The sequence below is a fragment of the Streptomyces sp. NPDC102270 genome, assembly GCF_044766405.1.
Taxonomy (GTDB): domain Bacteria; phylum Actinomycetota; class Actinomycetes; order Streptomycetales; family Streptomycetaceae; genus Streptomyces.
This window is the reverse complement of the sequence record NZ_JBIWLX010000010.1, coordinates 22,672-35,848: the sequence shown is the minus strand read 5'-3', so window position 1 is coordinate 35,848 and position 13,177 is coordinate 22,672. Positions and strand designations below refer to the sequence as shown.

Annotated in this window: 14 protein-coding genes and 2 pseudogenes; 3 read left to right on the top strand and 13 right to left on the bottom strand. The window is 70.4% G+C overall.

What is annotated here, in order from left to right:
- Positions 1-8: 8 nt before the first annotated feature.
- On the bottom strand, positions 9-599 hold the full coding sequence (locus tag ACIRP7_RS21800; RefSeq protein ID WP_403661913.1) for a TetR family transcriptional regulator: 591 nt from the start codon (positions 597-599) through the stop codon (positions 9-11).
- A 73-nt stretch (positions 600-672) separates the two neighbouring features.
- On the opposite strand from ACIRP7_RS21800, the gene ACIRP7_RS21795 reads away from it, so the two are divergent.
- The gene (locus ACIRP7_RS21795) at positions 673-1,473 is read left to right on the top strand and encodes an SDR family NAD(P)-dependent oxidoreductase (protein ID WP_403661911.1); all 801 of its coding nucleotides are present in this window, start codon (positions 673-675) and stop codon (positions 1,471-1,473) included.
- Positions 1,443-1,859: pseudogene (locus tag ACIRP7_RS21790) on the top strand (maleylpyruvate isomerase N-terminal domain-containing protein); the annotation flags it as partial. The gene ACIRP7_RS21795 and the pseudogene ACIRP7_RS21790, both read left to right, overlap by 31 nt.
- Positions 1,860-1,968: 109 nt before the next feature.
- On the opposite strand, the gene ACIRP7_RS21785 reads toward ACIRP7_RS21790, so the two are convergent.
- From ACIRP7_RS21785 to ACIRP7_RS21765, 5 genes are all read right to left on the bottom strand, one after another.
- Positions 1,969-2,997, bottom strand: coding sequence for a DUF4232 domain-containing protein (locus ACIRP7_RS21785; protein ID WP_403661908.1), 1,029 nt, complete (start codon positions 2,995-2,997; stop codon positions 1,969-1,971).
- A 1,000-nt stretch (positions 2,998-3,997) separates the two neighbouring features.
- Positions 3,998-4,654 carry a hypothetical protein gene (locus ACIRP7_RS21780; RefSeq protein ID WP_403661905.1) on the bottom strand — a complete coding sequence of 219 codons (657 nt, stop codon included), beginning with the start codon at positions 4,652-4,654 and terminating at the stop codon, positions 3,998-4,000.
- Between the two features lie 247 nt (positions 4,655-4,901).
- Entirely contained in the window at positions 4,902-5,210 is a 309-nt protein-coding gene (locus ACIRP7_RS21775; RefSeq protein ID WP_403661902.1) for a hypothetical protein, read from the bottom strand.
- A 244-nt stretch (positions 5,211-5,454) separates the two neighbouring features.
- Positions 5,455-6,009: a hypothetical protein gene (locus ACIRP7_RS21770; RefSeq protein ID WP_403661899.1), complete on the bottom strand. Its 555-nt coding sequence runs from the start codon at positions 6,007-6,009 to the stop codon at positions 5,455-5,457.
- A gap of 179 nt (positions 6,010-6,188) precedes the next feature.
- A complete protein-coding gene (locus tag ACIRP7_RS21765) occupies positions 6,189-7,055 on the bottom strand; it encodes a helix-turn-helix transcriptional regulator (protein WP_403661896.1) in 867 nt (288 codons plus the stop codon).
- Between the two features lie 114 nt (positions 7,056-7,169).
- On the opposite strand from ACIRP7_RS21765, the gene ACIRP7_RS21760 reads away from it, so the two are divergent.
- A complete protein-coding gene (locus ACIRP7_RS21760) occupies positions 7,170-7,868 on the top strand; it encodes an SDR family NAD(P)-dependent oxidoreductase (protein ID WP_403661893.1) in 699 nt (232 codons plus the stop codon).
- A 26-nt stretch (positions 7,869-7,894) separates the two neighbouring features.
- Here the strand turns inward: ACIRP7_RS21760 and ACIRP7_RS21755 are convergent.
- The 7 genes and pseudogenes from ACIRP7_RS21755 to ACIRP7_RS21725 form a co-directional block, all read right to left on the bottom strand.
- Positions 7,895-8,463, bottom strand: a pseudogene (locus tag ACIRP7_RS21755) (SMP-30/gluconolactonase/LRE family protein).
- Complete coding sequence (locus ACIRP7_RS21750; protein ID WP_403662742.1) at positions 8,364-8,681, bottom strand: hypothetical protein; 318 nt, start codon at positions 8,679-8,681, stop codon at positions 8,364-8,366. The pseudogene ACIRP7_RS21755 and the gene ACIRP7_RS21750 overlap by 100 nt, the downstream one beginning before the upstream one ends.
- A 14-nt stretch (positions 8,682-8,695) precedes the next feature.
- Entirely contained in the window at positions 8,696-9,661 is a 966-nt protein-coding gene (locus ACIRP7_RS21745) for a sugar kinase (RefSeq protein ID WP_403661890.1), read from the bottom strand.
- 92 nt (positions 9,662-9,753) lie between these two features.
- Complete coding sequence (locus ACIRP7_RS21740; RefSeq protein WP_403661887.1) at positions 9,754-10,374, bottom strand: bifunctional 4-hydroxy-2-oxoglutarate aldolase/2-dehydro-3-deoxy-phosphogluconate aldolase; 621 nt, start codon at positions 10,372-10,374, stop codon at positions 9,754-9,756.
- A gap of 49 nt (positions 10,375-10,423) precedes the next feature.
- Positions 10,424-11,569 (bottom strand): galactonate dehydratase, encoded by a 1,146-nt coding sequence (dgoD, locus tag ACIRP7_RS21735; protein WP_403661884.1) that lies wholly within the window; start codon positions 11,567-11,569, stop codon positions 10,424-10,426.
- Positions 11,566-12,312, bottom strand: coding sequence for a FadR/GntR family transcriptional regulator (locus ACIRP7_RS21730; protein WP_403661881.1), 747 nt, complete (start codon positions 12,310-12,312; stop codon positions 11,566-11,568). The genes dgoD and ACIRP7_RS21730 overlap by 4 nt, the downstream gene beginning before the upstream one ends.
- A gap of 43 nt (positions 12,313-12,355) precedes the next feature.
- Positions 12,356-13,099 carry an SDR family NAD(P)-dependent oxidoreductase gene (locus ACIRP7_RS21725; RefSeq protein WP_403661877.1) on the bottom strand — a complete coding sequence of 248 codons (744 nt, stop codon included), beginning with the start codon at positions 13,097-13,099 and terminating at the stop codon, positions 12,356-12,358.
- Positions 13,100-13,177: the final 78 nt, after the last annotated feature.

Sequence of the window (13,177 nt, the reverse complement as noted above, 5' to 3'; positions counted from 1 at the left end):
CCGGAGCCTCAGGATGGCCGGCGGACGGCATGCACGGCGGTGTCGTAGAGGTCGAACAGGTCGGCCCGGCCGCCGAGGCGTGCCCACTCCTGGTTCGCTGCCTGCAGGCAGGTGATCGCCGCTGCCGCGATCGCGCGTGCCTGGAGAGCGCGGTGGTCGGAGTCGGGGAGGCGCGGCTCGATCAGTGGGGCGAGCAGGTCTTGCCAGCGGGCCTGCTTCTCGGCGTGGCCGGCGCGCAGCGACTCGTTGCCGAACAGGAGGGTGATCAGCTCGAGCCGGTGCTCGGCGGTGATCTCGATCTCCTCGACGACCTGGAAGGCCGCGCGCAGCGAGACCCAGCAGTCCTCGTCGGCCGGGCGCTGCGCGAATCGCTCCGCGATCAACTCGCCTTGTTCCGAAAGGCCGCCGAGCGCGAGGTCTTCCTTGCTCGGGAAGTAGTTGAACAGGGTCCGCCGGGAGACGCCCGCCGCGGCGGCGATCTCCTCCAGTGTCGTGTTGTCGTACCCCTGCGCGGCGAACAGCTCGACGGCGGTCCGGGCGAGCAGGGATCGGACCACGGAGCGGGTCTGCTCACGGATGGATGTCTGTTTCCGGGCCATGCATCGATGGTACAAGCATTCACTCAATAGAGGAATTTGCACTGAGTGCAAGACCCTGCGTAGGGTGTACGACATGACAGGAATCGACTATCGCCACCAGACCGTCATCGTCACCGGAGCCAGTTCCGGCCTCGGCGCGGAGTTCGCACAGCAACTGGCCGCTCGAGGCGCGGACCTGGTGCTTGTCGCCCGACGCGCGGACCGGCTGCAGAGCCTGGCCGACGACCTCACCCGCACCCATGGCGTCACGGTGACCGTCATCGCCCGTGACCTCGGTCTGCCCGACGCCGGCCGCACAGTGCGCGCCGAGCTCGAATCCCGCGGCATCCACGCCACCGCACTGGTCAACAACGCGGGCTTCGGCACGCACGGCGCCTTCCGGGACGAGGATCCCGAGCGCCTGCAAAGCATGATCGCGCTGAACGTCGCCGCCCTCGTCGACCTCAGCCGCGCGTACATCGACCCCCTGACCTCCGCCGGCAACGGCTTCCTGATCAACGTCGCGAGCCTCCTGGGCTACCAGCCCACGCCGTACCTGGGCGTCTACGGCGCCACCAAGGCATTCGTGCTCAGCTTCACGGAATCGCTGTGGGAGGAGACCCGCGGCACCGGCCTGCGCGTCCTGGCCGTGTGCCCCGGGGCGGTGGAGACCGAGTTCTACGACGCTGCCGGCAGCCAGTCGGCGGACTACGGCTCGAAACGGGTCACCGCGGACCACGTCGTGAGGGCGGCCCTCGACACTCTCGACCGCCGCTCCGCACCGCCCTCGGTCATCACCAACGGCCGCACCCTCGCCCTCGCCGGCAGGTTCCTGCCGAGGCGCACGGTCGTCCGCGCGATGGGCTGGACGGCACGACGCGCCATGCGCGCGTAGCCCCACTCATCGCCGGACCGCCACGGGCGTGTCGACCGTCACCCCGGACGACCCGAAGTTGCTCCGAGAGAAGTTCCTCCGAGAGAAAAGAACGCCATGACCGATCGCCTCCCCGCAGCGGACCTGCAAAACCTCACCACCGCAGCGACGAGGAATGGGCTGCACCCAGCGCCGCGGCGGGATGGCGCGTCGCCGATGTCGTCGCCCACATCGGCGCGACGGCACGGAACTTCTGCACACCCCCCGGACCGGACATGTTCCGCGCCACCAGCCTCGAACAACTCAACGAAGGCCCCGTAGAGCAGCGACGCGGCTGGAGCCGGGCGCCGGTCATGGCCGAGTACACCCGCGCCACCCGCCCAGCCACCACACTCCTCGACGTCGTCCGGCGCACCCCTGCTACCCGCCTGCGCCTGCCTCTCGTCGAACTCGGATCGGGTTCGGTTCGATCATGCCGGGCAGTTTCCCACCCGGCACTGACAACCGAGCGCGACCTCACATGGCCGGGGTGGAGGCCGGCTCCCGGTAGGTATCGTCCTTCCGCCACGGACCGACGCCGAGCTTTCCGGTCGTGCCGAGGTCGAGTTCCGGAACCACCATCACGGGATCGGCCGCGGGCGTGGCCCATACACGGACGTAGGGCGCGTTCACCGGTTCGCCCGCCTGCGTGGTGTTGCGCCAGGCCAGCCCGGCCACCGCGGCCTCACCCGGGCGCAGGGTGACCGGTTCCGGGCTGCCGTCCCCACCGACGCCCGTACCGATCTGATCGGTTCCCTGAAGAATCCGTACACCTTCCACGGCGTGGTGGTCCTCGTCCTGGATCGTGAGCTTCGGGTAGCCGTCGAGCTGGATGGGCCGGGTACCGCAGTTGACGAGGTGAAGGCCGACGACGCGCAGCCCCATGGCCGCGTCCCCCTCGTCGGCGTACAGGCGCATACCCGACTTCGGACACGTTCCCGAGGCGGACGACGCCTCGGCTTCCGGGACGCTACGGACCTTGGTCACCTTTACGCCCGTCACCTCGGGAGCGTTCCCGACCTGCTCCCCCATGACGACGGAGCCCTTGACGGTCCGCCCCGGTCCGACGGCTTCGACGGTCCGTTCCGCGTTGTCGACCGGGCCGCCGGAGGCTGATTGGAACCCGAAGGTCAGCGTGTACGTCGCGGCTTCCGTCTGCTCGTTGATGAGTTCGAAGTCCGCGCTGTAGGAGACTCCCGCACAGCCGCTCTGCGGGCCCCAGGCGAACAGCGCGGTGATCTTGACGCCGTTCTCGGCCGGGCCCGTGACGGAAGGCAGGGGTAACGCGGTCGGCGTGCCGGAAGGGCCAGCGGGCGGTTCGGACGATTCGGACGGTGCCGAGGACGGCGGGCTGCCGTACCGGGAGAACTCCGACGGGCACAACGCCCCGGCCCGGACCGGGCCCCCGCCGGCATCCCCGCCCGACGAGGCTCTCTCGGAACCGCAGGCGGCAAGCAGCAGGGCGGCGGCGAGGACGGCGGGAGCGGTGCGGGAGGCGTTCGACATCCGCTCACCTCACCAGGGGAACACGCCTTGGGCTGTGGCGGAGCCCACACCTCCGGTCACAGCGGTGTCACAGATCACTCTGCATATCCCGTTCACCGCCCCCGATTTCGGTCAGTGGCAAGCGAGTTCACGGCCCGGTGGCGTACGGCGCCAGTGCGTCGGCGAGGGTGGAAGAAGCGCCGGCGGATGCCCGTGGGCACAACGCCCCCGTGCCCGCTCAATACGAAGCTCCCAGTACTGCTTCAGCTCGATCGGGCACAGACAGCCACGCCGCCGGGTACGTTCACCCCGTGTGCTACTACGCCGAGACGCCCTACAAGCTGCATTACGCGTGCGTGCCTTGCCGTGTCGCCTTCAAGCAGCATCCCCGGTCCGGCGAGCATCCCTGTCCGCGCTGCTCAACGCCGATGGCCTGTGCCGGCCACGACTTCGCGGCACCGCGGCGACGAGACGCCAAGGCATGGACCGTCGTAGCGGCGGTTCTCAACGCCGGGCTGCGTTACGAGGGCCGCGAAGCGTGCGGTTGCCGCAAGGAACCGAAATTCCGTCCCCGCACCCGAGCTCAGCTGCGAGCACGTCGTATCGCAGCAGCACGAACCGGCACTCCCCTCGTCGACATGCTGGGACGCGCAGACCCGTCGGCACAGGTGTGACTGACCGAGCCTGCAGGCGGCCCGCTGCCGGCAATGACGGTGGTGGCCACCGGCGACGACTTCCTCGACTGTCTGACCGTCACGCCGGCGTGCCGCAGCTCACAACGGTCGTCGGCTCAGGGCGGGGAACAACCGGAGCTGGTCGGCCGTTCATCTGTATGTGGCCGGCGGAGGGGACAGTGTCCCCGGGCCTCACCTATAGCCCATGGGGACGATCGTTCGGCTGAAGCCCCATGGAGCCTTTCGCCGAGAGGCGACCGCCCTCCGCACGCCACGACACACGGCCCCGGCTGGTCTCCCCCGTCCAGCCGGGGCTTTTCGTGCGCTGTCAGTCCTCACCACCGACTTCAGCTCAGGTGGAGCGTGTTCAAGGCCGTGGTCCAGTCGGTGGCGATCGCCTGCTGTGCGGCGGCGAGGGTGACGGTGCCCTTGCAGACCGCGGTGTGCAGCTTCGTCTCCACGGGATCCTTCGCGTTGTTGACCCCCGAGCCCTTCCGGTGGCCGGGGTCGGCCGGCTCCACCCACAGGTTGCGGTAGTCGTTGGGGTCTCCGCCCAACTGCAGACTGATCAGGTGGTCGTACTCGGCATCCGCCATGCGTCCGGTGAAGCCGTAGGAGGCGGCGTTGAGCTTTTTCTCTTTGCCCGTCACATACGTGGAGGGGCGCACCCCGGAGGTGTAACCGCCCTTGCGGCAGATGGTCGAGGCCAGGTTCGTCTGCGTGACCGCCGGGGATATCGCGCCCGGTGTGCACGTCGGATCCTCCAGCGGCTCCGCGTTGAGGTACCGGTAGTGGCAGGAGCGCGCGGGCGGCTGCTTCTGCACCGTGTAGTGCTTCTGCGGTCCGGCCCCCACCGCGATCGCCCGCCCCGAGCCGGCCGGCGCTCCCGTCGGCGGACTCTGCGTCTCGGACGGCGTCGACGTACCGAGCGAGACGGACGAACAGCCCGCCAGCAGCAGACAACTGAGCAGGAGGGGTGGCACGGTACGGAAGGCAGAACGCATGACGGTCCTCGCAGGCAGACGGCGGCACGGTGGCTGACTGCCACGGTGGCTGAGCAGATGCTCCCTCATCCCGATGCCCTGCCCCCGCGCGGGGTCCGGCCAGTGTCAACGGACCTTCCTGGACGACCAGGATCACCTTGACGCGGGCGCGCATGCGGATACGGACGTACTGCACGGTGATGCTGGTCTGCGGGGTCTACGAGAGGCATGCCGACCAGTTGGCCGTCGGTGAACGCCGGAGCAGCGTTCAATGAAGTCGGCTTTCCCACGGCTCGATGTCCGGCTCCCCCGGGGGCAACTGCCCGGTGCAGTATCGGTAGAGCCAGGCTGCAGCCCTGCGCTCCGCGTGCTTCTCGTTGACCGGGTATCCCTGCTCGTCCAGTTCGAGGACGTTGGCGAAGATCGCGACGCAGATCTCCATCTGGGAAGGCGATGCGCGCAACTCCTCCCAGTAGTCGACCCCTTCCAGCATCGGGTGGCCTACCGACCCCCTGGCGAGCCATCCAGCGAAGCGTCGGAGGGCTCCGGAGGCTCCATGGCTGAGATGCGAAGGCATGCGAAGAATCTAACTCCAGCCTTTCCAGGCCGTTCGTCGACGTCAGGTAATGATCCGCAGAAAGGTCCCGGCACGGGTGCATGGGCTCCACGATGGTGGGCAAGCGGAGCTGTAGGGCCTTGCAGCGCCGTTCCCCCGTGGCGCTGCAAGGCCCTTTCCCGTCGGCCGCCTTCGCCGGCACCGAAGGGCGTGTTCCCGGGCGGCTGGGGCTGGTTCGTACTCCTGCGGGGCGCAGACTTTCGGGTCAGCGTCGATAGAGGTGCCACATGGCCAGTTCGTCGTCGTGCGCGCGCAGGCGCTCGACGGCCTCCGTGGGGGTGCGCTGTTCGGTGAGCTCGTAGAAGAAGAACAGCGGGGCGAACACGCTCGCATAGCCGAAGGGAGCGCCCCGGGGAGCGATATAGACGCTGGCACCGGCGTCCAGGAAGGCGTCGGCCAGAGCAGGCTCCCCCGTGTCGCATCCGGTGACGAGAGTGACGCTGCCCGGCAACTGGAAGTGTTCGCGTACTCGGTCCGGCCCGATGGCACCGTTGAACGGCTGGTACCTGGCCAGTTCCTCGGCGACGTCTTCCATCAGGATGCGTCCCTCGTCGCCGTGACAGGACAAGATCACGTAGGGGGCTATCGGTCTGCTGCCGTCCAACGCGGCGACCAGGTGTCGAGGTTGCCCGACCTTGAGGTAGTTCACCTGGACACCGAAGACTTCCAGCCCGGCACGCAACGGATGCGCGAACCCGCCCTCGATGTCGATCAGGTCAACCTGGGTCCAGGCCAGGCGCCCGGCCTGGACCTCGCGCACGCGCGACGGACGCTGGGTCGCCAGCCACTCCTCTTCACCGTCTCCATGCATCACTCGGTCACGATGCCACGGCCACAGCCGTCGCCACCGCTGATCACACAATTGCGGCTGGAGCCCTCAATGGGGGTGTCCTACGGTGAACTGCCAAAGGTGACCACCCGGCCGACACCTCGGTCAGATCAGTTGTGCGTGGTGGCCGGTGGGCCGGCGATGGCGGTGAGCCGGAGTTTGGTCTCGTCCTCGCTGCCGGGCACGGCGGTCATGATGACGATCTTGAGCTCGGAGTCGCCGTCGGTCAGGACGTCGCAGTCCACCGTGACCGGGCCCACCGACGGGTGGTCGATCGTCTTGTGGTCCTCGCGGTGCGCGGCCACCCCTCCGGTCGCCCACAGCTCGGCGAACCTCTTGTTGCCCGCGTTCAGATCGCGGATCAGCGTGGCCAAGCGGGTGTCCTGGGGGAAGCGGCCGGTGGCGCGGCGCAGGTCGGAGACGACGGCGGCGTCGGTGGCGTCGCGGTCCGCCTCGGTCACCGGCCACAGCGCGAGGCGGGCGGGGCCGGCGTCCACCGGGAACCTGTCGCGGGCGAAGTTGCGCAACCGCGGCGGCGAGGCGGTGGGGTCGCCCAGCAGGGCAGCCCATCCGCGGTTGTGCCACACCAGCTGCCAGTCCGCGGCGAACACGGCGACCGCCACGTCACCGAGGCGCGCGAGCACCCGCTGCATGCCGGGCGGAAGATGGTCGGAGATCGTGCCACCGGCGGGCGGCGCAAGCTGGGCCAGCCGGTACAGGTGGTCCCGCTCGGCGGCGGACAGCTGCAGGGCGCGTGCCAGGGATGCCACCACCGACGCCGAGGGGGTGGTGGAGCGCCCCTGCTCCAGGCGCACGATGTAGTCGACCGACACGCCGGCCAGGTCGGCCAGTTCTTCGCGCCGCAGCCCTGCCGCCCGGCGCCCGCGGGCCACCGGCAGCCCGGCGGCCGACGGGGGCAGCCGCTCCCGCCATGTGCGGATCATCGCGCCCAGTCCGGTTCCGGGTGTTGCCAGCATGATCTCCATCCTCCCGCATCCCCGGTCGTGCATGCGGGCGCCAGGGTGGTACTGGTCTTCCTACCGTCGAAGCGTCCCTGGTCCGCCTCCGTCGCCGGGATCAGAGTCGTACGCATGACCATCACCTTCATCACCGGAGCCAACAAGGGTCTCGGTCGCGAGACCGCCCGCCGCCTGATCGAGTGTGGCCACACCGTGCTCGTCGGAGCGCGCGATCGCGAACAGGGCGAGAAGGCCGCTGCCGCGCTCGGGGCGCGCTACGTTCCCATCGACGTGACCGACGACGCGTCCGTGGCCGCCGCGGCCGTGGACGTGGCCGAACACGAGGGCAGGATCGACGTCCTGATCAACAACGCCGGTGTGCATGGCCCCGTCGGCGATCCCGGCGACCTCACCGCCGCCGATGCCCGCGCCGTCCTCGACGTCAACGTCATCGGCGTCATCCGCACCACCACCGCGTTCTTGCCGCTGCTGCGCCGCTCGAACGACCCTGTGATCGTCAACGTCAGCAGCGGCATGGGTTCCCTCGCCCTCACCCACGACCCCGACCGGCCCGAGTCGCACGTCGTCGCGCCGCTGTACACCTCCTCCAAGGCGGCGCTGACGATGCTGACCACCCAGTACGCAAAGGGACTGCAAGGCATCCGCGTCAACGCCGCCGACCCCGGCTACACCGCGACCGACCTCAACGGTCACAGCGGCCCCCAAACCGTCACCGAGGGCACGGACGCGATCGTCCGCCTCGCCACCGAGGGCCCCGGAGCGGGCACCGGCCGCTTCGTCTCCCGCCATGGCGAGATCGCCTGGTCCTGACACCGGCTGTGCCGGATCGGCCGCGTTCAGCACGTTTTCGGCAACCCATCCCGTCGCCCGATTCCTTCATGGCACACCGAGGTGGGGTGTGGGGCGGGAACGGGGACGGTGTGGAGCAGGCGGCCGTCGGGGTCGTAGCGGCGGACCGCCCCGACGCCCCACAGCGCGACCCACAGGCAGCCCACTCGTCGACGGTCATTCCGTCAGGGCTTCCCTCCCCGTCACGCAGTCGCGCGAAGGTCTCCGGGCCGACGGAGAGGTCACCTGAGACCGGGTCGATCCGGCAGCGCAGGATGGTGCCGGCGGCCGTGTCCGCGAAGTACAGCGTCGAGCCGTCAGCGGTGAAAGCGGGCCCGTTGACGATGGCCAGGCCGTCGAGGACGCGAACGACCGTGCCGTCGGGGTCCGTTCGGTACAGCGAGCCCGCGCCACGGGTCCCGTCGTAGGCCATGCTGCCCGCCCAGAAGCGCCCGGCAGGGTCGGCGACGCCGTCGTTCATCCGGCTGGGGACCGGGGTGCGGTCCTCGGGTCGGTCCAGCCATTGCGAAACACCGTCGGGGGCGAGCAGGGCGATGCCGGTGCCCGCTGCGGCGATCCATGTGGCCGGCCGGCCACCGGAGCGACGGCACCCAACGGCACGTCCAGGCAGGCCAGTTGGCGCGCGGCCGCCGGTTCGGTGTCCTCGCGCAGTTCGAAGAGCCGACCGCTGAGGATGTCGACGTACACGTACCCGTCGTCGACCCAGCGGCCGCCCTCGGCGAGTTCGTAGGCTCCGTCCACGACGACCGTCGCCGGCAGTGCCGTTGATGTCACGTTCCGTCTCCAGGTCAGCGGATCGTGGTGCCGTCGGGCTGGTCGAACAGGCCGAGTTCGTCCTGGGTGGGCAGGCCCTCCCAGTCGCCGCGGGTGGCGACGGCGAAGGCCGCGGTGGTGACCGCCCGGTGCAGCCGGGCCGCGATGTCCGCCCCGCCCAGGAGGGCGGAGAGGTATCCGGCCACGAAGGCGTCACCGGCGCCGACCAGGTCGACCGCGTCGACCTGTCGGGCGGCGCGGTCGGTCGCCCCGTCGGCGGTGAAGGCCGTCGCGCCGCGTGCGCCTCGCTTGACGACCACCTCGCTGATGCCTGCGGTCAGGAGGCTGTGCACGGCCTCGGATTCGTCGGCATCGGGATGTTCCAGCACCAGCGGCAGCTCGTCCTCGGAGGCGATGAGCAGGTCGGTACGGTCCAGGAGCGGCCGCAGGGCCGTGCGCGCCTGGTCCGACGTCCACAGCCGGGAGCGGAAGTTGACGTCGAGGCAGACGGTGGTGCCGGTCCCGCGAGCGGTCTCGGCGGCGGCCAGGACGGCTTCGGCCGCCGACGCGCTGAGCGCCGGTGTGATGCCGGTCAGATGCAGGATGCGGGATCCCGGAGCCAGCGCGGGCAGTACGTCGTCCGGTGTGACGGCCGAACCCGCCGAACCGGCGCGGTAGTAGCTGACCCGGGTCAGTGTGCCCAGGCGGGGTTCGGTCAGGAGCAGGCCGGTGGGGCGGCCGGTGTCGTCGGTGACGGCGTGTCCCGTGTCGACGCCCTCCGCGCGCAGTGTGCGCAGCACCAGGGCGCCGAGTTCGTCCGCGCCGACCCGGCCCGCCCAGCGCACCCGGTGTCCGAGCCGGGCGAGGCCGATGGCGACGTTGGACTCGGCGCCCGCCACGGACAGGCCGAGACTGCCGCCGAGCCGCAGCGCGCCATGGGCCCGCAGCGCCGCCATCGTCTCCCCGAACGTCACCACTTCCGGCGGAACCGAAGTCACCACGTCCGGTGCAGCCGAAGTCCCCACCTCTGGTGCAGTCGAAGTCCCCACCTCTGGTACGCCCGAGGTCCCCCCTTGCGATGCGGCCGGAGTCATCACGGCGTCTGCCCCGCGGCCACCTCGCGGAACTCGGCTGCCCGGGCGCGCAGTTGGTCCAGGTCGCCGCCGTCGGCCGCGTCCCCGACGAGGGGTGAGCCGACGCCGACGGCGAGGGCACCGCGGTCCAGGTAGTCGCGGGCGGTCTGTGCGTCCACTCCGCCGACGGGCACGAAGGGCACCTCGGGGAACGGATCGCGCAGGGCCCGCAGATAACCGGGTCCGCCGAGGGAGCCGGGGAAGAGTTTGACCGCGTCGGCGCCCCGGGCGAGGGCGGCTTCGATCTCGGTCGGGGTCAGGGCCCCCATCAGCACGGGGACGCCGTACGACTGGAGTCCGTCGACCAGGGCCGGGGTGACGAGGTAGGACGCGCCGGCGTCCACGGCGCGGGCGGCGTCCGCGGCCGTGCGCACGGTCCCGGCGCCGAGGAGAGCGTCGGGGCCCAGTTCGGTGCGGGCCTGCCTGATCACGGTCAGGGCGTCGGCGGTGGTCAGTGAGACCTCGACGGCCGCGATGCCCTCCTCGGCGAGGGTGCGTACGGTGCGCAGCGCCGCGGCGGCGTCCTTGCCTCGGACGATCGCCAGCAGGCGGTGGGTTCGCAGGGTTTCCACCAGCTTCATGGGAGCGGGCTCTCCTCGGGTGTGCGTGCGTTCAGTGGCTGGACGGCGCTCACCATTCGGTGAACGCCCCGTCGGGGCCCCGCCATACGGGGTTGCGCCAGCGGTGTCCGGTCTCGGCGGCGTGGCGGACCGCCTTCTCGTCGATCTCGAGGCCGAGACCCGGGCGGGAGCCGGCGACGGCGTATCCGCTCTCGAACCGGAAGGGTTCGGGGTCCATCACGTACTCCAGCAGGTCGCAGCTCTGGTTGTAGTGGATGCCCATGCTCTGTTCCTGGATGAGGAAGTTCGGCACGGAGAAGGCGATCTGGAGGCTGGCGGCCAGGGCGATGGGGCCGAGGGGGCAGTGGGGGGCCAGGGCGACGTCGTACGTCTCGGCCATGGCGGCGATGCGGCGGACCTCGGAGATGCCGCCGGCGTGCGAGAGGTCGGGCTGGGCGACGGCGATGCCGCTGGTCATGACCTCACGGAAGTCCCAGCGGGAGTACAGGCGTTCGCCGGTGGCGACGGGAATGCTCGTGGATTCCACCAGGCTGCGCAGGTGGCCCGAGTGTTCCGGTGCGACGGGTTCCTCGACGAACAGGAGGTGCAGTGGTTCGAGCAGGGGCAGCAGGCGGCGTGACATGGCGGTGGAGGCCCGGCCGTGGAAGTCGACGGCGATGTCCCGCTCGTCGCCCAGGACTTCGCGGACGGCGGCGACGCGTTCGACGATCTCAGCGGTGCGTGCCGGGGTGTCGATCGGGGCGAGTTCGGCCGAGGCGTTCATCTTCACGGCGGTGAAGCCGGCCTTCATCTGCTCCTCGGCCAGCTCCGCGACCTCGCTGGGGCGGTCTCCGCCGATCCAGGCGTACATCCGCACGCGGTCGCGGACGGGCCCGCCGAGGAGGCGGTGCACCGGGACGCCGTAGGTCTTGCCGGCGATGTCCCACAGGGCCTGGTCGATGCCGGCGACGGCGCTGGAGAGGATGGGGCCGCCCCGGTAGAAGCCGCCCTTGGTGAGCACCTGCCAGTGGTCCTCGATGCGCAGCGGGTCCCGGCCGACGAGGTAGTCGGCGAGTTCGTGGACGGCGGCGCGCACGGTCTCTGCGCGTCCCTCGATGACGGGCTCGCCCCAGCCGATGACGCCCTCGTCGGTGGCGATGCGCAGGAACAGCCAGCGCGGAGCCACCAGGAACGTCTCAAGTCCGGTTATCTTCAAGAAGTTTCCTCGGGGAGCTGGTCGGTCACGGCGTCGGCGTTGTCTTCCCGGGCCTGAACGGCGGCCAGATCGTGGGACGCCTGCGCGAGCAGGGACTCGACGGCGGCCACGGCCGCGTCCGGATCGCCTGCTTCGACCGCGTCCAGCAGGTCCTGGTGCACGGGGATGGAGTCGGAGAAGTGCCGGGCGCCGTGCACGATCCGGTCACGGATGCGCAGGCCGGCCTCGATGACGACCTCCATCCGGCTGAGCAGTTCGTTGTGCGCGGACTCCAGCAGGGCCCGGTGGAAGGCCAGGTCCGCCTCGACCATCGCTTCCGCGTCCGCACCGGCCGCGGCCATGGCTTCGAGGGCCTGCCGCATGGCGTCCAGGTCGGAGGAGGTGCGCCGGGTCGCGGCGAGGCGGGCTCCGGCGGGTTCGACGATCGCGCGGACCTCGGCGAGGTCCTCCAGAAAGCCGTCGGTCGGAGCGCTGCTGCCCTGCCAGCGCAGCAGGTCGCTGTCGAGCAGGTTCCAGTCGGCGCGGGGCCGGATGGTCGTGCCGCGCTTCTGCTTCGACTCGAGCAGGCCCTTGGAGGCCAGCACGCGCATGGCCTCGCGGACCACGGTCTTGCTGACGCCGAGTTCTGTCTCGAACCTGACCGGGTCCACCACGGAGCCCGGGGGGTAGTCGCCGCGGATGATGCGTCGGCCCAGCTCCTCCACGGCCTGGCCGTGCAGCCCCTTGGGGGGATGGGTCACCACGTGCTCCGTTTCCGTATCGGTCCTGACGTGCTGTGCGCACTGCTCACGAGGACTCCTTCATGACGCTCCATCCTCCATCGACCACCAGGCTGGCTCCGGTCACATAGGAGGCGTCCGCCGATGCCAGGAAGGCGACGGCGGCCGCCACCTCCTCCGGCTGCCCGAACCGCCTTGCCGCGGTGGCCGTGACGCTGCGTTCCCGGTCCGGCTCGGGAATGCCGTCCCAGGCGGCGGTGAGGATGGGCCCGGGCAACACGGTGTTGACCCGGATGTCAGGACCGTACTCGACGGCCAACTGCCGTCCCAGCGAGCACAGTGCGCCCTTCGCGGCGGCGTAGGCTGCGTGGCCCGGCAGCCCGATGACGGCGTGCACCGAGGAGGTCAGCACGACGGAGCCCCCGGCCTCGCGCAGCATGGCGGCGAAGGTCTTCATCGCCCGCCAGGCGGGCTTGAGGAGCACGGCCATCTGACCGTCCCACTCGGCCTCGCTCAGTTCGTCGGCGGGCTTGTTGAGCTGGGCGAAGGCGTTGCTGTGGAGCACATCCAGCCGTCCGTGGTGCTGCTCGACGTGGCGGGCGAGGTGCTCCCAGTCGGCGGCCGAGGTGACGTCGCAGCGTACGTACTCCGCGCGGCCTCCCTGGCCGGTGATGGCGGCCGCGACGTCCTTGCCCGCGGTGTCGTCCACGTCCGTGACCACCACCAGGGCGCCCTCGGCCGCGAGCCGGTGAGCCGTGGCCGCGCCGATCCCGTGGGCGGCGCCGGTGATCACCGCCACGCGTCCGCTCATCCTGCGGCATTCCGTCATCGCGTGTGTCTCCCCTCGTGGCTGTCTACGCACCACCATAGCTGTTTCAATTAATTATGA

Excerpts from the sequence above, each read along its gene's own strand:
- ACIRP7_RS21795 (WP_403661911.1), top strand. The coding sequence starts at position 673 with ATGACAGGAATCGACTATCGCCACCAGACCGTCATCGTCACCGGAGCC.
- ACIRP7_RS21765 (WP_403661896.1), bottom strand. The coding sequence starts at position 7,055 with ATGCTGGCAACACCCGGAACCGGACTGGGCGCGATGATCCGCACATGG.
- ACIRP7_RS21725 (WP_403661877.1), bottom strand. The coding sequence starts at position 13,099 with ATGAGCGGACGCGTGGCGGTGATCACCGGCGCCGCCCACGGGATCGGC.
- ACIRP7_RS21760 (WP_403661893.1), top strand. The coding sequence starts at position 7,170 with ATGACCATCACCTTCATCACCGGAGCCAACAAGGGTCTCGGTCGCGAG.
- ACIRP7_RS21740 (WP_403661887.1), bottom strand. The coding sequence starts at position 10,374 with ATGAAGCTGGTGGAAACCCTGCGAACCCACCGCCTGCTGGCGATCGTC.
- ACIRP7_RS21780 (WP_403661905.1), bottom strand. The coding sequence starts at position 4,654 with ATGCGTTCTGCCTTCCGTACCGTGCCACCCCTCCTGCTCAGTTGTCTG.
- ACIRP7_RS21785 (WP_403661908.1), bottom strand. The coding sequence starts at position 2,997 with ATGTCGAACGCCTCCCGCACCGCTCCCGCCGTCCTCGCCGCCGCCCTG.
- ACIRP7_RS21775 (WP_403661902.1), bottom strand. The coding sequence starts at position 5,210 with ATGCCTTCGCATCTCAGCCATGGAGCCTCCGGAGCCCTCCGACGCTTC.
- ACIRP7_RS21800 (WP_403661913.1), bottom strand. The coding sequence starts at position 599 with ATGGCCCGGAAACAGACATCCATCCGTGAGCAGACCCGCTCCGTGGTC.